15 protein-coding genes are annotated in these 17,720 nt (G+C 67.9%); 9 read left to right on the top strand and 6 right to left on the bottom strand.

Features of this window, described 5'->3' with window-relative positions; all coding sequences use genetic code 11:
- The first annotated feature begins 121 nt into the window (after positions 1–121).
- Positions 122–1,111: a hypothetical protein gene (locus FJY88_01060; protein ID MBM3285932.1), complete on the top strand. Its 990-nt coding sequence runs from the start codon at positions 122–124 to the stop codon at positions 1,109–1,111.
- A complete protein-coding gene (locus tag FJY88_01055) occupies positions 1,060–2,991 on the top strand; it encodes an ABC transporter ATP-binding protein (protein MBM3285931.1) in 1,932 nt (643 codons plus the stop codon). The genes FJY88_01060 and FJY88_01055 overlap by 52 nt, the downstream gene beginning before the upstream one ends.
- Here FJY88_01055 and FJY88_01050 read toward each other — a convergent pair.
- Genes FJY88_01050 through FJY88_01040 form a run of 3 tightly spaced genes read right to left on the bottom strand, consistent with a single transcriptional unit; the run spans position 2,951 to position 5,728 of the window.
- Positions 2,951–3,742 (bottom strand): response regulator, encoded by a 792-nt coding sequence (locus FJY88_01050; GenBank protein MBM3285930.1) that lies wholly within the window; start codon positions 3,740–3,742, stop codon positions 2,951–2,953. The genes FJY88_01055 and FJY88_01050 overlap by 41 nt on opposite strands.
- A gap of 17 nt (positions 3,743–3,759) precedes the next feature.
- Entirely contained in the window at positions 3,760–4,860 is a 1,101-nt protein-coding gene (locus FJY88_01045; GenBank protein ID MBM3285929.1) for a hypothetical protein, read from the bottom strand.
- A gap of 34 nt (positions 4,861–4,894) precedes the next feature.
- Positions 4,895–5,728, bottom strand: coding sequence for a hypothetical protein (locus FJY88_01040; protein ID MBM3285928.1), 834 nt, complete (start codon positions 5,726–5,728; stop codon positions 4,895–4,897).
- 2 nt (positions 5,729–5,730) lie between these two features.
- On the opposite strand from FJY88_01040, the gene FJY88_01035 reads away from it, so the two are divergent.
- Complete coding sequence (locus FJY88_01035) at positions 5,731–7,008, top strand: AmpG family muropeptide MFS transporter (GenBank protein MBM3285927.1); 1,278 nt, start codon at positions 5,731–5,733, stop codon at positions 7,006–7,008.
- Between the two features lie 50 nt (positions 7,009–7,058).
- Here FJY88_01035 and FJY88_01030 read toward each other — a convergent pair whose 3' ends face one another.
- Positions 7,059–7,868: a tetratricopeptide repeat protein gene (locus FJY88_01030; GenBank protein MBM3285926.1), complete on the bottom strand. Its 810-nt coding sequence runs from the start codon at positions 7,866–7,868 to the stop codon at positions 7,059–7,061.
- Positions 7,869–7,907: 39 nt separating this feature from the next.
- The gene (locus tag FJY88_01025; protein MBM3285925.1) at positions 7,908–8,729 is read right to left on the bottom strand and encodes a sigma-70 family RNA polymerase sigma factor; all 822 of its coding nucleotides are present in this window, start codon (positions 8,727–8,729) and stop codon (positions 7,908–7,910) included.
- Between FJY88_01025 and FJY88_01020 the strand changes: the two genes are divergently transcribed.
- Genes FJY88_01020 through FJY88_00995 form a run of 6 tightly spaced genes read left to right on the top strand, consistent with a single transcriptional unit; the run spans position 8,722 to position 15,627 of the window.
- Positions 8,722–10,290, top strand: a complete 1,569-nt coding sequence (locus FJY88_01020; GenBank protein ID MBM3285924.1) for an acyl--CoA ligase — start codon at positions 8,722–8,724, stop codon at positions 10,288–10,290. The genes FJY88_01025 and FJY88_01020 overlap by 8 nt on opposite strands.
- 16 nt (positions 10,291–10,306) lie before the next feature.
- On the top strand, positions 10,307–11,728 hold the full coding sequence (locus FJY88_01015) for a DegT/DnrJ/EryC1/StrS family aminotransferase (protein MBM3285923.1): 1,422 nt from the start codon (positions 10,307–10,309) through the stop codon (positions 11,726–11,728).
- On the top strand, positions 11,725–12,402 hold the full coding sequence (locus tag FJY88_01010) for an acetyltransferase (GenBank protein MBM3285922.1): 678 nt from the start codon (positions 11,725–11,727) through the stop codon (positions 12,400–12,402). The genes FJY88_01015 and FJY88_01010 overlap by 4 nt, the downstream gene beginning before the upstream one ends.
- Positions 12,403–12,449: 47 nt before the next feature.
- Entirely contained in the window at positions 12,450–13,724 is a 1,275-nt protein-coding gene (locus tag FJY88_01005) for a DUF2088 domain-containing protein (GenBank protein ID MBM3285921.1), read from the top strand.
- The gene (locus tag FJY88_01000) at positions 13,721–14,416 is read left to right on the top strand and encodes a sugar transferase (protein ID MBM3285920.1); all 696 of its coding nucleotides are present in this window, start codon (positions 13,721–13,723) and stop codon (positions 14,414–14,416) included. Before FJY88_01005 ends, FJY88_01000 begins: the two co-directional genes overlap by 4 nt.
- A complete protein-coding gene (locus FJY88_00995; GenBank protein ID MBM3285919.1) occupies positions 14,413–15,627 on the top strand; it encodes a glycosyltransferase family 4 protein in 1,215 nt (404 codons plus the stop codon). Before FJY88_01000 ends, FJY88_00995 begins: the two co-directional genes overlap by 4 nt.
- A 269-nt stretch (positions 15,628–15,896) precedes the next feature.
- On the opposite strand, the gene FJY88_00990 is transcribed toward FJY88_00995, so the two are convergent.
- Positions 15,897–17,588 (bottom strand): hypothetical protein, encoded by a 1,692-nt coding sequence (locus FJY88_00990; GenBank protein MBM3285918.1) that lies wholly within the window; start codon positions 17,586–17,588, stop codon positions 15,897–15,899.
- Between the last annotated feature and the right edge of the window lie 132 nt (positions 17,589–17,720).

Below are 17,720 nucleotides of genomic sequence, written 5' to 3'. Positions count from 1 at the left end.
CATCCGAGCGATCGGTCTGGCCTGGGTCAGCGAGCGGGCGGCCCAGGCCAGTTCCGATCGGGAGGATGTCATGACGCCCCAGCGAGGCCCGTAACGGCCCGCATCTTTCAGGGAGGTCCCGATGCAAGAGTCCGCGCGGCTCGTCCCGATCCTGGAAGCCCACCTCCGGGATTGTCCCGACGACCTCACCGCCCTCGACGAACTCGAGGGGATCTGCGCCGGGCTCGGGATGGGAAGCTCTTACGCCAGGGAATGTCACCTGCGACATCTCGCCCGTTCGCTCGGTCATGAGGGAGTCGACGCCGCGCTCGCGGCCCTCCGGAGCGCGCTCGACTCTCCGGGGCACGATGCCATCCTGCACATCCACCTGGCCCAGATCCTCGCGCTGCAGGATCGGCCGTGTGAGGCGGGCGAGGAGCTTCTCCTCGGCACGAAGTGGCGCGCCATCGAGTCGCCCCGTTTTCTCCTCCATCTGATTCCCGGCTCGACGGCGGACCACGAGCGCGAGGAGATCGCCGCCGCCCTGGAGGCGGGGCTCGCGGAGCTTGAAGAGCTCTTCGACCTTCGATGGGAGCGGTCCCGACCCATCGTCTACTTCCTGTACGAGTCGAGTCTGCACAAGAAGCTCGCCACGGGCGATCCGATGCCGGCGCACGCGCACTCCCGCCAGGCGGAGGTCCACGCTGTCCATGGAAGGTATCTCCGCGTCGGCGCCCTGCATGAGAGCTGCCACATCCTCCTTGGTTCCCTCGGGGATCCTCCGATGCTCATGCAGGAGGGAGCCGCGGAATACGCGGCGCTGCGCGAGCAGGCGCATTCCACATACCTGCGGGCGCGGTCCCGCGGCGGCGAGCTTCATCTCGGGCGATTGCTCGACGACCCCCGCTTCACGGAGGCCGACCCGTGGCTCAGCTACCCGATGGCGGGATCGTTCGCCGGCTTCCTGATCCGAGATCGCGGGGTCGCGAGCTTCAAGGATCTCTATGGCAGCTCGAAGGGGGACCCTCGCGGCGCCGTGCGGCGCGTCTACGGGTGCTCGGTGGACTCCCTCGAGGCACGATGGCGCAGGTTCCTCGCGGCCGCGGAGGCCGACGGCTCCGCCGGAGCATGATCATGCTGACCCCAGGGACCGGGACATTCCCGCAGGGGGCGCCCCGCACGCGCACAAGCCTCCTGCGCCTTGCCGGCTATCTGAAGCCGTACTGGAGGGAGCAGCTCGGCTGCCTGGCCTTCATGGGAATCGGAACAGCCGCCTCCCTCACGATCCCGTTGCTCGTGCGCCAGATCTTCGATGCGGCCCTGCCCGAGCGGGACGGCGCCATGCTGCTCCGCATCGTCAGCGCGATGGCCGCGATCCACGCGGGCTACATGCTCTGCATGTTCGCCACCGACGTCCTCTTCCTGCGGGTGAGCGCCGGGGTCGTCCTCACTCTTCGCAGACGGATGCACGACTGCCTCCTGCGCCTGTCGACGGATCACTTCGACGGAACCAAGTCGGGGCAGATGACGGCGCGGGTCATGGGTGACGTCGATGCCGTCCAGGCCTTGACGACAAGCGCCTTTCTCATGCTCGTGACCGATTCCTTCACGATCCTCCTCATGCTCGGCTTCATGGCGGCGATGAGCCTCCCGATGACTCTGATCGGCGCGGCCACCTTGCTCTTGCTGCTCGCGATTTTCCGCTTCCATGACCGCCGCCTTCTCGCCGCTGCACGCGAGAATCGGGTCCGCTACGGCGAGGTCGTCGAGGAGCTGCAGGAGGGGATCGCGGGGATACGCGAGATCAAGGCCTTCACGAACGAGGCGGCAAGAGGGGAGTCGTTCGCGCGGAGGTTGCGCGCCCATGCCCGCACGAGCGTCCGCATGGGAGTCCTCGGCTCGCAATCGAGGCTGCTCGGCCTCTTCGTCGTCGCCGTCGGGCCTGCTCTCATCTACCTGTATGGCGGCCGGGCGTCCATAGCCGGGACCATGACGATCGGCACGCTCGTGGCATTCATCAGCTACCTGACACGGATGTACGAGCCGGCCCAACGCCTGAGCTTCCTCAACGTCCAACTCCGGACGGCAGTGGGCGCGGTCGAGAGGATTCTGGCCTTCCTCGACCTCGAGCCGAGCGTCAGCGAGAGCCCGACGCCCGTTCACCCGGGCCGAACACGCGGGGAGATCGTCTTCGAGAGCGTCCGCTTCCGCTACGGGGGGAACGGCGGCCCGCTGATCCTGGAAGACGTCGACATCGCGATCGCGCCGGGAGAAAAGGTCGCCATCGTCGGCGCGAGCGGCGCAGGGAAGAGCACCGTCGGGCATCTCATCTGCCGGCTCTACGACGTCGAGAAGGGGAGGATCCTCCTGGACGGGCATGACCTGCGCGATCTCTCGCTCGATGATCTGCGCCTCAGGATCGGCGTCGTCCCCCAGGAGACCTTTCTCTTCCACGCCAGCGTCGCCGACAATCTGCGGATCGCGAATCCCGACGCCGGCCCGGAGGAGATCGAGCGGGCGGCGCGCCTCGCCCAAGCCGACGAGTTCATTCGCGAGCTCCCCCGCGGGTACGACACCATCGTCGGCGAGCGCGGCGCCTGCCTAAGCGGGGGGCAGAGGCAGAGACTGTCGATCGCGCGGGCGATCCTGAAAGACCCGCCGATCGTCATCTTCGACGAGGCGACCTCGTCGCTGGACGCGGAGTCGGAAGCTCATGTCAAGCGGTCGATGGACGCGCTGATGGCCGGGAGAACGACGATCATGATCTCGCACAGGCTCTCCACCGTCGTCGACGCCGATCGCATCCTCGTCATGGAGAGAGGCCGGATCGTCGAGGAAGGCACCCACTCGGAGCTGATCGGGCAAGGCGGCCTCTACGCTGAGCTGTTTGGGCGGCAATCGCCGGAATCCACGCCCTCGCTGCAGGAGCGTGGAAGGAACCGCCCGAGGACTGGAGCGGAAGTCGAAGGCGTCACAGCAACCCCCGCAGCCTCTCGTATCCGCTCCGGCTGACCGGGAGCTGGGCGCCGCTCTTCAGGATCGCGATCCTCGAGTCCTTCGCGTAAGTCTCGATCCTCGCCAGATGCTCGATGTTGAGCAGGAACGATCTATGAACGCGGACGAAGCGCCTCTCGTCCAGCGCCTGCCCCAGTTCGTTCAGGGTCTGCTGCTTGAGGAGCTTCCTGTCCTTGGTCACGATGGAGATGTAGTCGTCCTGCGCCTCCACGTAGTGGATCGAGCCGACCGGGATCACATGGATGCGCGCTCTGTCTCGGATGAGGATCCGTTCGAGCGGCCGCCTCGAGCGGCGCATGTCCATGGCGGCGACCGTCTCGGGCAGAGTCGCGCTCCCGGCGCCGGCGGTGGCGGCGGCTTGCGACGCCGGCGCTCCCTTCCGGCGCGGGCCGAGCCGCGCAACCCTCTCGCGGGCCCGATCGAGCGCCTCGAGGAGCCGCTCGCGCGAGTAGGGCTTCAGCAGATAGTCGACCGCGTGGATCTCGAAGGCCCGGATCGAGTACTCGTCATAGGCCGTGACGAAGACGACCGCGATCTCACGCCCGATCAGCTCGAGGACTTCTAATCCGTCGAGCTTGGGCATCTGGATGTCGAGCAGGAGGAGGTCGGGATCGAGGTCCGTGACCGCCTTGACCGCCGCGAAACCGTCCGCGCACTCCCCCACGATCGTCACGCCGGGCGCGCCGCGCAGATAGTCCCGCAGCAGCAGCCGGGCCGGCTCCTCGTCATCCACGATGAGGAGGCGCAGATCGCTGGTCTTGCTCATCATCCTTGCCTCTCGCTCGCGCCGCCGCCGTCGCCCGATTCCGGCGCGAGTTGCCGGGGAATCGCGATCTCGATCCTGAAGCTCTCCGGCGTCTCTCGGATCGCGAGTCCCCCCGCCCGGCCGTAGAGCGTCTCCAGCCGTCGGCGAACGTTCCGCAGCCCGATCCCTTCCCCGGCCCTCGATCGCGCCTCGGCGTCGCGAGGGTTCTCGACAATGATCTCGATGCCCCCTCCCCCCACGCGAACGCCGATCAGCACCTCGCCTCCCTCGACCAGTCCCGAGATCCCATGACGCACAGCGTTCTCGAGCAGAGGCAGGAGGATCAAGGGCGGCACGGGGCACGAGAGGCCTGCCTCGTCGACATCCTCCGCGACCCGGAGCCTTGCGCCGAAGCGGATCCGCTCGATCTCGAGGTAGTCGCGGGCGAGAGCCAGCTCCTCGCGGAGCGAAATGCGCGCCCGACTCCCGATCCTGAGTCCCGCCCGGAGGAAGTCACCGAGACGCAGGCAGAGAGTGCGCGCGCGATCCGGATCGTCCCGCGTGAGGCCGGCGATCGAGTTCAGCGCATTGAAGAGAAAGTGCGGATCGACCTGGGACCTGAGCAGGGCGATCTCCGCGTCGCGCGCGATGAGGCTCAGCTCCAGGGCGCGCCTTTCGGCCTCGCGGCTCCGCTCCACCGCGCGCAGGAGCGAGTGAAACGTCACGGCCAGCAGATAGAGCAGCAACCCGGCGGCCGCGAGCAGCGGCGCGTGGCTCCGGAAGGCCTCCGGCAGGAGCTCGAACGGTCGCGTCTGCCCGAGGACCTCGACCCAGAGCCTGAGCGCGCCGAGCCAGACCGCCGTCGCGAAGGCTGCGCCGCCCAGGTGGAGCGCGAGCAAGCGCGACACCGGCATCCGTTCTGCCGGCAGCCCGCGCACGGGATAGCGGATCGCGACACAGAGGAAGGAAAGGAGCGCCGAGCCGGGAATCGCGACGGCCAGGGCGCCGGTCCATGTCGTCCCCGGCGTCAGACGGAGCATCGCCGCAAGGAGCCCGGCGATGGGAACCCATGCCGCCAGATAGGGCGGGATGAATCGCCGGGTCGTCGCCAGCGGCGTCACGGCTGCCGACCTGCCTCTCTCTGATCCGTCAGGATCAGTTGCGAATCTCCACTCCGCCGAAGATGACGCTGCCCGTGATCACCAGCGTCTTGGCCGCATCCCCTATCGGCTTGCGGGTCTTCTCTTCCACGCCGCCGAGAATCGAGTTGACGCGCAGCACGACCTTCCAGTCCTCGGGGACCCGGATCTCGACCCCCCCGAAGACGACCGAGACATCGAGGATCGCTTCGCCCTGGGCGATCGATGCTTGCCTCAGATCGATGTCGCACCCCCCCATGATGGTCGAAACCGTCCCGCCGCGGAAGCCTTGAGACGTGACGACGCGCTCATCGCCTCCGAAGACGGCGCTGATGTTCAGCGTCGATTCCGGGTCGACCTGCCGCCTCTTCGCGTCGTCGTCGAAGGAGACCGAGACATCCGGGCGGCAGCGGAAGCGTTCCCGGCCCGACCGGCGGCCGAGGGCTCCCCAGACGATGCTGAAGCCGATCAGAACCAGGATCAGCGGCCAGAGATCCCAGATGTTCCACGTGATCATCGCGAGGTTGCGAAGAAGGAGCAGCACGCCGACCGCGGCGAGGATGAATCCGAACATCCGGCCGCTCGACGCGCGCGGCTGGAGGAGTTTCTCCAGGCCGAAGGCGATCAGGACGACCGGCCAGAATCGCAGATAGCGGTCCGAATCGATCAAGTTGAGATTGCTCAGCGTGAAGATCAGGCCGAGCGCGACGACGGCGATTCCGAGGATCAGCTTCCCGACGCTGTGACTTGTCCTCAACTCGTTCATGACTCTCCTCTCCTTTCTCCCGAAGCCCTGAGGCCTCTTCTCGTCCACACGGAGAGGATCGCGCCTGATCAAGCGGCGGACCATGGATGATCGGCGAGTGGAGGCAGGGGACCGGTGAACGGCGCCTTCGGCCGTGCTACCATGCCCCGCGTATGTCCCCGCGGCGCACGCATCCGTCGGTCTTCATGTTTCTCATCATCCCCTTCGGGGCGATGGGCGGATACGTCTCGGTGGCCCTCGCCTACCTGTTCTCGAAGGAGGGCGTCCCGGTCGAGCGGATCGCGGCCCTGGTCGCCGTCGGCATCGTTCCCCACACGTGGAAGTTCTTCTGGGCTCCTCTGGTCGACTCGCTCTTCACGCGCAAGGGCTGGTATCTCGCGGCGAGCGTCCTGAGCGCCCTGGGAATCCTCGCGACCGGAATGGCGCCGATCAGGGAGTCGAGCATTCCGCTGCTCACGACGATCATCCTGATTTCGAACTTCGCGGCGACCTTCCTGGGCATGGCGACCGACAGCCTCATGGCCTACGCCACTCCTCAGGAGCAGAAGGGAAGGGCGGGCGGATGGTTCCAGGCCGGCAATCTCGGCGGCGCGGGCCTGGGAGGAGGGGCGGGCCTTCTGCTCGCGCAGCGCCTTCCCGCCCCATGGATGGCCGGCGCGATCCTCGCGGCCGCCTGTCTCCTGTGCTGCCTCGCCCTGCTCTTCGTCCCCGAGCCGGCCTCCACGATTCGCGACGACAAGGTCCTTCGGACGCTGCGCAATGTGGCTCTGGATCTCTGGTCGATGGCGAAGTCCCGGATCGGGTTCCTCGCCCTCTTCCTCTGCTTCCTTCCGATCGGCTCGGGGGCCGCCTCGGGGCTCTGGTCGGCTGTGGCCGGGGACTGGAGCGCCTCGGCCGAGACGGTGGCCCTCGTGACAGGCATCATGGGCGGGATCCTCTCCGCGGCCGGTTGTCTGATCGGCGGCTACATCTGCGACCGGATGGACCGGAAGACCGCCTACGTCATCTACGGTGCGCTTCAGGCAGCATGCGCGGTCGGCATGGCGTTCGCCCCGCGGACCGAGCGGATGTACATCGTGTTCACGTCGCTCTACGCGGTGATCACCGGCCTCACCTTCGCCGGGTTCACCGCGTTCGTCCTCGAGGCGATGGGGACAGGGGCCGCGGCGACGAAGTACAACGTCTTCGCCTCGCTCTCGAACACCCCGATCTACTACATGACCCTCGTCGACGGATGGGCGCACACGCGTTGGGGCGCGCGCGGGATGCTCAACACGGAGGCCACGCTGTGCATCGCCGGGATGCTTCTCTTCTTCGGCGTCGCGGCGGGCGTGAAACGCATGAGGCCTGCGAGGGCATCGTAGGGGTTTCGAGCCGCGCGCAGGCGTAGTCTCTCCGGACTGCTCGGCGTCGCCTAGTCCCTCCTGACCTCCGCGATCCTGTCGAGCAGCGCTCTCGCCCGCACCGCGTACTCGTCGCCGGCGGCGAGCGGCCGCAAGCTCTCTTCGGCCTTCGCGACCTCGCCGCTCATGAGCTGCGCCTGCGCGAGATACCAGCGGTAAAGCTCGGAGGCGGGAACGAGACCGGACGCGGTCTGGAGAGCCTCCCGCGCGGCGCGGGGTCTTCCGGACATGAGGAGGGCGACCCCCCTGTAGAAGTGGATGTCCGCGTCGCGCGGGTCAACTTCGGCGCTGCGGGACAGCCGGTCCGCAGCCTCCTTGTAGCGGCCGGCCGCGTAAGACTCCATCCCCTGCCGAAACTCGTCGATCTCCTCGGCTCCCCGCAACTCGGAGGCGATGTAGGGGTGCGCGGATGGAGTCCAGCATCTCTTGAGAGCGGCGTCGCGATTCATGCTCATCATGCTGACGATCGCGATGACGGCGACGGCCGTCGCCGCGACCAGGCCGCCTGCCCAGGCGGGGCGGGCAAGAGAGGACCACCACTTCCTGAGATCGATGAGGGGACGGCGTCGCGCGGGAATCGTCCCGGAGACCGGAGCCGCGCCGCGCGATCCAACGGCAGACTCTGCAACGATCTCCTCGGCGAAGAGGGCCTCCCCCTCCGCACTGATCCGCTCGGCGACCAGATCCTCCAACCTCAGATCCTGAAAGCAGCGGTCGCAGGAAAAGTAGTGGCGCTCGTACTCCTCCGCTTCCTCGGGAGAGAGATGCCCCTCCCGATACCGCTCCGCAAGCCTTCCTTTCCGGACCGATTCGCAGTCCATGGCCTTCGTCCCCACATGTTGGTTGCACCGGAGAGGCGGTTACCGGAATCGAAGTAGCGACGGTCCCGCCTTGGAACGGATCATCTTGAGCCCATAGTCCTTCCACTCGCTGACGCGCCGGCCCGGAGCCCCCAAACGGGCTGCGATCTCGGCGATGCTCAGACCTCGGAAGTAGTACAGATATAACACGTTACGGTACTTCGGCTTGAGCTCCCCGACCGCCTTGCGCACGGCGTCGGCGATCTCCCCTCGGATAACCTCCTCCTCGGGCGAAATCCGATGATCGGGGACGTCCTCCGTCAGCTCCACCGACTCCGGCCTGCGGCGGCGGATGTACTCGGCGATCTTGTTCCTGGAGACCGCGTGGACGAAGGTCCCGAGCTGGCACTCGCCCCGGAAGCTCCCGCGCCTCAGCGACTCGATCGTCGCCTGCAGGATCTCGGACGTGAGATCCTCGGCGTCGGGGCTGCCGCGGAGCGAGGCATCCACTTTGCGGCGGATCCTCGCCCGATAGCGGACGCAGACCTCGGCCTCGGCCTGCGTGCTTCCGCCGCCGACCGCCGCGACGAGTTGCGCGTCGTTCCAGGTTTCGATCGCGTCCATCGGTCTTCGAGAGGCAGGGCCCCTTCTTCGCCGCCAGATCCGCGCGATCATTGTGGGCGATGCGGAGAGCCTGGCAAGGAGTTTCGATCGCTCCGCGGCCGCCGGCTCCATGGTCACGTGTCCGGAATCCCAACAGATGAAAAGAGTTGCGGCGGCTTCGTTCTCAAGCAGCACTGCGGCAGGGTCGATACTATAGTAGTGTGCTCGGCCGCCCGCCTCGCAGCGAGGCAAGCGCCCGAACAGGAAGGAGTTGGCCATTCCCGGCGAACCGGTTCTCCTGCACGAAGTCCTCGAGCGAAGCGCGGAGCGCGCGCCCGAGAGCCCGTTCCTCCGCTTTCCGGATCGGATCGTCACCTACGGAGAAGCGGAGGATCAAGCGAACCGATTCGCGCGATGCCTCCGGCGCCTCCGCATCCGGCGCGGAGACCGGATCGGAATCCTCGCGGAGAACTCGCTCGACTACGTTCTCTCCTATTACGGCACGCTCAAGGCCGGCGCCGCGGCGGTTCCGATCAACACGTCCCTCGACGCGCGGGGCCTCGACTTCATCCTCGACAACTGTCGCGTGCGCGCCCTCGTGACGCAGCCGCGCTTCGCCGAGGTGACCACCCCGGCCCTTGCGAGAACGCCCGATCTCCGGCACCTGATCACGAGGGACCCAGGGGCGTTCGGCGCCATACCGGCGCACATCGAGCCGATTCCTCTGCCCGCCGCTCTCGAGGCGGAATCGGGCGCCTCCGCCCCGCCGTGCCCCGCCGTCGACATCGACCTCGCATCGATCATCTACACCTCGGGCTCGACGGGGCAACCTCGCGGCGCGATGCTCACCCATCTGAATCTCGTCTCCAATGTCCGTTCGATCGTCACCTACCTCCGCCTGACGAGCGAGGACCGCATCCTCGTCATCCTCCCCTTCTACTACGTCTATGGGAAGTCGCTGCTCAACACGCACGCGTGGGCGGGCGGCTCGCTGATTGTCGGCAGCGATCTCCTGTTCCCGAACAGCGTTGTAGACAGGATGAAGAAGGATGGCGCGACAGGGATCTCCGGCGTCCCCTCGACGTTCGCGCTCCTCATGAACCGATCCCGTCTCGCCGCCGACACCCCGCCATCCCTCCGCTACATCACCCAGGCGGGAGGAGCCATGGCGCCGGAGCTGATCCGGCGACTGATGGAGGCCCTCCCGGGCGTGACGATCTACATCATGTACGGGGCGACCGAGGCCGGGGCGCGACTCACCTACCTTCCGCCCGCCGATCTTCCGCGAAAGGTCGGGTCGATCGGGCGCGCGATCCCCAATGTCGAGATGCGCGTCCTCCGCGAGGACGCGACCGAGGCCGATGTCGGCGAGACGGGCGAGCTGGTCGCTCGCGGCTCGAACATCATGGCGGGATACTGGGGAGATCTCGAGGAGACCCGCCGCGTGCTCGGACCCGAGGGGTTCCACACCGGAGATCTCGGGCGTAGGGACGAGGAGGGATTCCTCTACGTCGTCGGGCGGAAGCGGGAGATGATCAAGTGCGGCGCGCACCGCATCAGTCCGAAGGAAGTCGAGGAGGTTCTGATGGAGCATCCCGAGATCCACGAAGCCGCGGTGATCGGGATTCCCGATGAGATCCTGGGCGAGGCGATCCTCGCCTTCGTCGTCCTGCGGGAGGGGCACAGCGCGACCGAGGCGGCCCTCAAGGATTTCGCCTCTTCCCGCCTCCCCGAGTACAAGATCCCGGCGGCCTTCTCGATCCGCGCCGAACTTCCGAAGAACGAGTCGGGCAAGATCCAGAAGCAGAAGCTGAAGGACGATTGGAACGCGCGGGCATAGCCGGAGGAGGGACGACTTGGACAAGCTAGCGATACTGGGCGGGCCGGTTCCCGAGACGACGATCCCGGTCAGCCAGCCGACTCTCCCTCCCTACGAGGTCTACGCCGGTCACCTGGAGAAGATCTTCGCCTCTCGCATGATCACGAACGGCAGATGGGTCCGCGAGCTGGAGGCCCGCGCAGCCGCCTACCTCGGATGCAGCGAGGTCGTCGCGATGGCGAGCGCGACATCCGGCCTCGTGCTGCTTCCCAAGGTCCTGGGGCTGACCGGAGAGGCCTGCCTGCCCACATTCACATTCCCCGCGACGCTCCACGCGCTGCTCTGGAACGGCCTGCGTCCGAGGTTGATCGACTGCGATCCGGACACCTTCAACCTCGATCCGGCCTCTGCCGTCGCGGCGCTGGCGCATGGAGGGAGCGCGCTCGTTCCCGTCTACATCTTCGGAAACAGCCCGGACTGGGACTCTCTGCGCCCCCTCCTCGCGCGGGCCGATCTCGCCGTCTACAGCGACGCGGCGCACGCGATGGGAACCCGGTGGGGAGACACCATGGCGGGCAACTTCGGTCGGGCCGAGATCTTCAGCCTCGCCCCCACGAAGGTGACCGTCGCGGGCGAAGGAGGACTCGTCGCGACGAACGATCGCGCCCTGGCCGCCGAGCTTCGCGTCGCGCGCGAATACGGAAACCCGGGCGACTACGACTGCCGCCTCGCGGGCATGAACGCTCGCCTGAGCGAGCTCCACAGCCTCCTGGCCTCGCTCAGCCTCGAGATGACCGAGCAGGCGATCGCGCGCCGTCACGCGCTCGTCGAGCGCTATCGCGCGGGATTGCGAGATCTGCCCGGGTGCCGCTTTCAAGCGATCGATCCGCGCTGCCGCACGACCTACAACTACTTCGCCGTCCGGCTCAATCCCGAGCGCTTCGGCCTCACGAACGTCGAGACGCAGGACGCGCTCAAGAAGCAGGGGATCCAATCGAAGATCTACTTCGCCCCTCCCCTGCACAGGCAGACACGGTTCACGCACCTCTTCGAAGGACAGGGGCCGTTCCCGGGGACCGAGCTGCTCCTCTCGGAGATCCTCTGCCTGCCCCTCTTCTCGCACATGGAGGAGTCCACGCTCGACGCGGTCGTCGAGACCGTGCGCGCCTGCCACCTGCGCGCGGAGGAGATCCGGGTCGCGCTCGAGGGGAGCGGCCTCGCGCAAGGAGTCATGAAGATCGTGGGAGAGACGCTGGGACGGGCGCTCGATCTCAAGGTCGACGGGGCCCGCCCGCTCCGCGACCTTGGCCTCGGCTCGCTTCGCATGATCCGCCTCATCTCGGACCTCGAGGCGACCTTCTCGATCGAGATCGGCGACGAGGACGTCGTCGGCGAGAACTTCGAAACGCTCGATCTGCTGATCCGCTTCGTCGAGAGGAAGGCGGGCGGGAGATCATGAGCGGCCCGGGACCGATCGTCATCGTCGGCTCCGGCGGTCACGGCCGCGGGATCCTGGAGATCCTGCGCGCGGCCGCCGAGGCGGGAGGATTCCCCTGCACGGTGGTCGGATTCCTCGACGATGATCCGTCCCGCCGGGATGCAGAGCCCGCGGGGCTGAAGGTCTACGGCAGCGTGCGGGTCGCGGGCGACTTCATTCGCGAAGGCCATCGCTTCCTGATCGGGGTGGGGGAACCAAAGGCCCGCCGCGAGGTCGCCCTACGCCTCGCCGAGCTGGGAGCGGTCTTCGCCATCGCCGTCCATCCGCGGGCGACGCTGTATGGGGGCATCACGATCTCGCCCGGGGCGGTTGTCGGCGCGGGAGCCACGATCGCAGCCTCCACGCGCCTCGGCGAACACACGCTCGTGAACCTCAACGCGACGGTCGGGCACGACTGCGTGCTCGAACCCTTCGCGACCGTCGGACCCGGCGCGAACGTCGGCGGAAACGTCCGACTGGGCGAAGCGGCCTTCGTGGGCATGAACGGATCGGTCCTCCCGGGCCGGTCGATCGGCGCCGAGGGGCAGCTCGGAGCCGGGTCGGTCCTCCTGGAGGATCTGGAAGCGGGGGCCATCGCCTTCGGCGTCCCCGCGAGGATCGTGGGGCGCGTGGGGAAGAAGGATGCCGCGGTCTGAGATCGTTCAGGACAGCGTCGATCGAAGCCGCGCGGAGCTGAGACCGGATGCCCGCGCCTGATTCGATCCGGATTCCCTGGGGAGCGTGGGCGGAGGAGAGCGATCTCGAGCTGCCAGTTCCAGCCGGCTGGAGATGCGACATCGCCAAGCTCGCGGGCGAGCTTCCTTCCGATGCCGGGGGCGCGGCGCCCGGGCCCACCCTGGAAGAAGCGCTCGATAGCCCGATCGAGGCTCCGCCGCTCGAGCGGCTCGCGCGGGGATGCGGGAGCGCAGCGATCGCGGTCGAGGACATCACGCGGCCCTCCGCGGCCGGGCCGGCGATCGAGGCGATCCTCGACCGGCTCGACGCCGCCGGGATTCCTCCCGAGCGGGTCGCCGTGATCGTCGCAATCGGAGCGCATGCTCCCCTCCGTCTCCCGGAACTGCGCGCGAAGCTCGGCGAGCGCGCGCTCGCCTCGTGCGAGGTCGTGAACCACCATCCGTACGAGGAGCTGGTCGATCTGGGCCGATCCCGCCGCGGCATCCCCGTTCGAATCAACAGGACCTTCCTGGAGCGGGATCTCAAGATCGCGGTCGGATCGGTGATGCCGCATCCTTATGCCGGCTTCGGCGGCGGATGCAAGATCGTCCTGCCCGGCCTCGCGGGGATCGAGACGCTCGAGATGAACCACAGGCCCGCCGTGACCGGCCTTTCCGGCGCGGGCGTCTGCGTCATCGAGGGGAATCAGGCGCGCGCCGAGATCGAGGAGATCGCGATCCAGGCGGGACTCCAGGCTGTGGTGAACATCGTTCCCGGATCCCGCCGGCAGCCCCTCGGCCACTTCTACGGCCATCCCATCAAAGCCCATCGCGCGGCGGTCGACTTCGCGCGCCGCGCGCTCAGGACGGAGATCATCCCCCGCGCCGACGCGGTTCTCTTGAACGCCTATCCGAAGGACGGAGAGCTTCTCCAGGCGGGAAACGCCTTCAACGCCTACCGCGCGAGCGATTCGCCCCTCGCGCGCGAAGGCGGAACTGTGATCATAGCCGCCGCGTGCGGCGCGGGCGTCGGCCACCACAGCCTCCACGGCCCGGGCATGCGCCTCTACCGGCAGCCGGGGCCCCGTCCCTATCTCGAGGGGCGCGGACTGATCGTCTTTGCGCCCGCCCTCTCGACCCTGGACGTGCGGCGTTCGTTCTGGACCGGCTATCCCCACGCGCGCCGGTGGGAGGAGGTCCTCGCCTATCTCGAGGAGCGTCATCCCCGGGGCGGGAGGATGACCGTGATCCCGTCGGCGCCCCTCTCGATACCGGCGGGAGCGCCGGGGAGGGAGGAGGGATGAGACCCTCGCCAGGCTCTCCCCCGGCGGGCTTCTACGCGCGCTTCGGCAAGCGGCCTCTCGATCTCGTCATCGCCGCCTTCGCCCTGATCCTCGCCGGCCCGCTCATGCTCTTGATCTCCTGCCTCATCAAGATCGAGGACGGCGGTCCCGTCCTCTATCGCCAGGAGCGGATCGGCCGCGGGGGACGGCCCTTCGACCTCCTCAAGTTCCGTTCGATGGTCCCCGGAGCGGAGACGAAGGGAGCCGGAATCCTCGTCGAGAAGGGCGACTCGCGGATCACCCGGGTCGGCCGCGTCCTCCGCCGGCTGAGCCTCGATGAGCTGGCGCAAGTCCTCAACGTCATCCGGGGCGACATGAGCGTCGTGGGCCCGCGCCCCGGACTCCGCTACCAGGTGGAGCAGTACGACGAAGAGCAGAAAGGCCGTCTCCTCGTGCGCCCGGGGATCACCGGCTGGGCGCAGATCAAGGGGCGCGGGGCGATCCGTTGGCCCGAGCGGATCCGGCTCGATCTCGAGTACGTCGCGCGCCTCAGCCTCTGGATGGATCTCTCGATCATCCTCCGGACGGCCCCCCTGTTGTTGAGCGGAGCGGATCAGATCTCCGACATCGACTACTGGAAGACGAAGCAGCGGGAAAGGGAAGAAGCCGCGCGGCGCAAGGATGCTGCCGGCGGGCACGGGAACGGCTCATGAGCGGCGCACCCGTCGCGCCCCGCGGGCCGCGACCCGCGCAGGATCGGCCCGCCGCCCAGCGCCGCCAGCGGATCCTCCTGATCGGGCCCCGCCCACCGCCCGAGTGCGGGACGAGCATCCCGTTCGACGCGCTCGTACGCTTCGTCCGCGGGCGCGCGGCGGCTGATGTCGCCGTCATCAACACGACTTCGGGGAGCAAGCGAGGCTACTCCCTTGCCTCGAAGAGAGTCCTGGGGCCGTTCGCGGGGATCTTCGCTTCCTTCATGAAGCAGATCGGTCGGTGCGACACGATCCTGATCTACGGCTCCCAGCGCTTCGCGGCCACGGCAGGATCCCTCTTCAGCGTCATCGCATCGTTGCTCGGCAAGAAGGCCGGGATCTATGTCCAGGGCGGCGGCTTCGATGTCTACTACTCCTCCCTCGCGCCGGCGTGCAGGGCGGGGGTCCGCTTTGCCTTCCGCCGCGCGCGGGCGGTCGGCGTCCAGACGGAGCAGCTCAGGCGATCTCTCCGGGAGGAGTTCCCCAATCTGTCCGTCATCCCCAACTGGACCGACCTCGGCTCCTCGCCTCTCGATGTCGCCTTGGCTCCGGCCGGCGCGGCCGGCGGGGGTAGGCCCGCCGAGAAGCCCGCCGGCGAGGTCCGCTTCCTCTACCTGGGCCAGGTGAAGCGCGAGAAGGGGATTCTCCCTCTCATCGAGGCGTTCCGCGGCGCGCACGAACGGCTCTCGGCGCGCGGTGTCGCATCGCGCCTCGACATCTACGGACCTGAGGTCGACGGCGTCCTGGCGGAGGCAAGACAGATCCTCATTGAGATGAAGGACCTGATTGTCCATCGCGGGGAGGTCGCGCACGAGCGAATCCCCGAGGTCCTCCGCTCGTCCGACATCCTCGCGCTTCCTACGGCCTGGCCGACGGAGGGATACCCCGCGGTCGTGATCGAGGCGATGACGCACGGCCTCCCGGTGATCGCGACCCGCTTCCGCGCGCTTCCCGAGATCGTCGCTCATGATGCCACGGGGCTTCTCTGCGAGCCCGGCGACGCGGCCTCCCTCATGGAGTGCATGGTCCGTCTCGCGGCCGATCCCGAACTGCGTCGCTCGATGGGGGAGGCCGGGCGGAAGGCGGCGCGCCGCTTCGACTCTGCCGCGGTCTTGCCGATCCTGTGCCGGACCTTCGGCATCAGACTGGCGGACGTGGACGAGGCTCAGTGAGCAAGGCGGGGAGCGGGCTGGCTGCGTCCGCGACGCTCTCCTGGAGAGTGTCCGCCCAGTTCGGTGTCGCGCTGCGGCCCGCTCCGCTCGCTGAGTGACAGGGCGCGAGCGGCGCGGGCCATCAGCGCTCCACCCGGGGCGTCCGGGGACCCCGACGGGTTCCCGAAGCCCCGCGCCGCGAACGCGAACATAGCGGGGCGAAGGGGAGCCGTCGGGGTCCGTCGGCCTCGCGGCAAGCATGCCGGCTTGTCAGATTCAGTCAGGAGAGCCTAGAAGCCGGCCGGGCGTCGCCTCATCAGCTCCCTGCGCAGGATGTCGATCACGGAGCGGACTCCCTTGGGGCCCAGAGCGGCGAGGGAGGATCCCGCAAGGCAGATCGCGCCGCCGGCGAATCCCGCGATCACGACCTGCGCCAGGCTGCCATCGTAGAGCCCCCTCGTAATGTACAAGAGCACGAGGGCGGGGAGCCCTCCGGCGAACGCCCTGCCCAGCGGGCCCAGGAACTCCCGGGCCGACGGGACATCGGGATCCCTGCGGCTGGCGAGCGGCCGCAGGAGCAGGTTCTTCGCAAGAAGCGCCGCGGTGTTGCCCAGAGCGAATCCGAGCAGCTCGAGATGAAACACGAGCGCGAGAACGAGGCTCAGAGCCACGTTTCCGAGCGCGACGATCAGCTCCCCCGCTGTGATCCATCCGATCCGCCCGCGAGCGGTCAGCGCCATCCAGATCGGCGCCAGAGCGGCATCGAGCATCGACGGCGCGAGCATCGCGATCATGTAGACCGCCGATCGACGGTACTCCGGGCCGACCCAGTGGACGAGGAACATGTCGCTCACGACGCAGGGAACCAGGCACGCCGGAACCGCCAGCGCGGAGGTCACCCCTACAACCCGCAGCAGAGCGCTCCGGCTGCGCTCCGATTCCCCCTGGGCGTCGAGCCGGGTAAAGAGCGGAGTGAGGGCATAGACCGCGGTCACGAGAAAGCTCAGGATGAACGGCGACCAGCGGGCCCCGAGGGAGTAGTGCGTCACTGCCGCTGTGCCGTAGATGCGGCCGATCAGGAGATTGTCGGTCGAGATGTAGAGCAGGGCGGCCGCCTGCGAGAGCAGCGCGAGTCCCCCGTAGCGGAAGAGCTCGCGGCGCACTTCCGGCCTTCCGAAGCGCGGCCGCGGGATCGCGGCCCCCACCGTCCCCGCCTTCTGCGACATCCAGATCATGACCAGGAGCGGGATCGCCTCGATCACGATTGCCGCTCCACCGAGGACACGAAGGCTCGGGACGAAGAAGTGAAAGGCGAGGACCGTTATGGCCAGCTTCGACCAGACCGCGAACGTCCGCAGGACTGACAGCCGCGCCGTCCGCCCCGTCACGTAGATGGGGATGTCGAGCATCAAGGCGGCGTCCCCGATGATCGCCGCCGTCAGGATCAGGGCCACCCCCCAAGCCCCATCGTGGAGGAACTCGGCCGGCAGATTCAGGAAGTGGCAGAGAGGCTCGGCGAGAGACAGCCCCAGCAGGAAGATGAAGGTCCGGAAGACCCCCCCCCACCAGAAGCCGGCGGCGTAGTACTCGCGCGCCTGCTCGCGCTTGCCCGCGTGGAAGGAGACCGTCACGTAGCGGCGCAGCGCGGCGCCCATTCCGCCCCTGAGGACCGATAGATACTCGTAGAGGGATCCGACCGCGACGAGGACGCCGTAGAGAGCCTGTCCGAGGTGCCCCAGCACGAAGGGGGTCAGGAAGATCGCGACAGCGAGGCCGGAGATGCGAGGCAGGATCGCGGTCACCGCGTTGGCGACGGCCGCGGAGGCGAGATCCGGCGTTCTTTCCTCTTCAGCCACTTGTCCCTTGCCGGCGCCCTGTTGACTCCCGAAGGCGATCCGACCGGCAGCGATTCTGCAGGCCGGATTGACGGGGCGCCCGATGACAGTTATATTTACCACAGATAGGCGCTGCCGACATTCCATCGCGCCGATGCCGGGTGACTTGTTTCGAGAGGTCTCCTGGGGCCCGATAGGTCAGGCAGGCCCGTCGCAGGCGCGTTGCCCCAGCATCCAGCCGCACACCAAGCGCTGAGGCAGGCCGCACCCTAGGGCCCA

It is taken from the genome of Candidatus Eisenbacteria bacterium (genome assembly GCA_016867495.1).
Lineage (GTDB): Bacteria > Eisenbacteria > RBG-16-71-46 > CAIMUX01 > VGJL01 > VGJL01.
This window is presented reverse-complemented; position numbering and strand designations above follow the sequence as displayed.

Coding starts and splice junctions, on each gene's coding strand:
- FJY88_01025 (MBM3285925.1), bottom strand. CDS start 8,729: ATGGCCAACTCCTTCCTGTTCGGGCGCTTGCCTCGCTGCGAGGCGGGC.
- FJY88_00990 (MBM3285918.1), bottom strand. CDS start 17,588: ATGGAATGTCGGCAGCGCCTATCTGTGGTAAATATAACTGTCATCGGG.
- FJY88_01000 (MBM3285920.1), top strand. CDS start 13,721: ATGAGACCCTCGCCAGGCTCTCCCCCGGCGGGCTTCTACGCGCGCTTC.
- FJY88_01035 (MBM3285927.1), top strand. CDS start 5,731: ATGATCGGCGAGTGGAGGCAGGGGACCGGTGAACGGCGCCTTCGGCCG.
- FJY88_01010 (MBM3285922.1), top strand. CDS start 11,725: ATGAGCGGCCCGGGACCGATCGTCATCGTCGGCTCCGGCGGTCACGGC.
- FJY88_01040 (MBM3285928.1), bottom strand. CDS start 5,728: ATGGTCCGCCGCTTGATCAGGCGCGATCCTCTCCGTGTGGACGAGAAG.
- FJY88_00995 (MBM3285919.1), top strand. CDS start 14,413: ATGAGCGGCGCACCCGTCGCGCCCCGCGGGCCGCGACCCGCGCAGGAT.
- FJY88_01060 (MBM3285932.1), top strand. CDS start 122: ATGCAAGAGTCCGCGCGGCTCGTCCCGATCCTGGAAGCCCACCTCCGG.
- FJY88_01005 (MBM3285921.1), top strand. CDS start 12,450: ATGCCCGCGCCTGATTCGATCCGGATTCCCTGGGGAGCGTGGGCGGAG.
- FJY88_01055 (MBM3285931.1), top strand. CDS start 1,060: ATGGCGCAGGTTCCTCGCGGCCGCGGAGGCCGACGGCTCCGCCGGAGC.
- FJY88_01030 (MBM3285926.1), bottom strand. CDS start 7,868: ATGGACTGCGAATCGGTCCGGAAAGGAAGGCTTGCGGAGCGGTATCGG.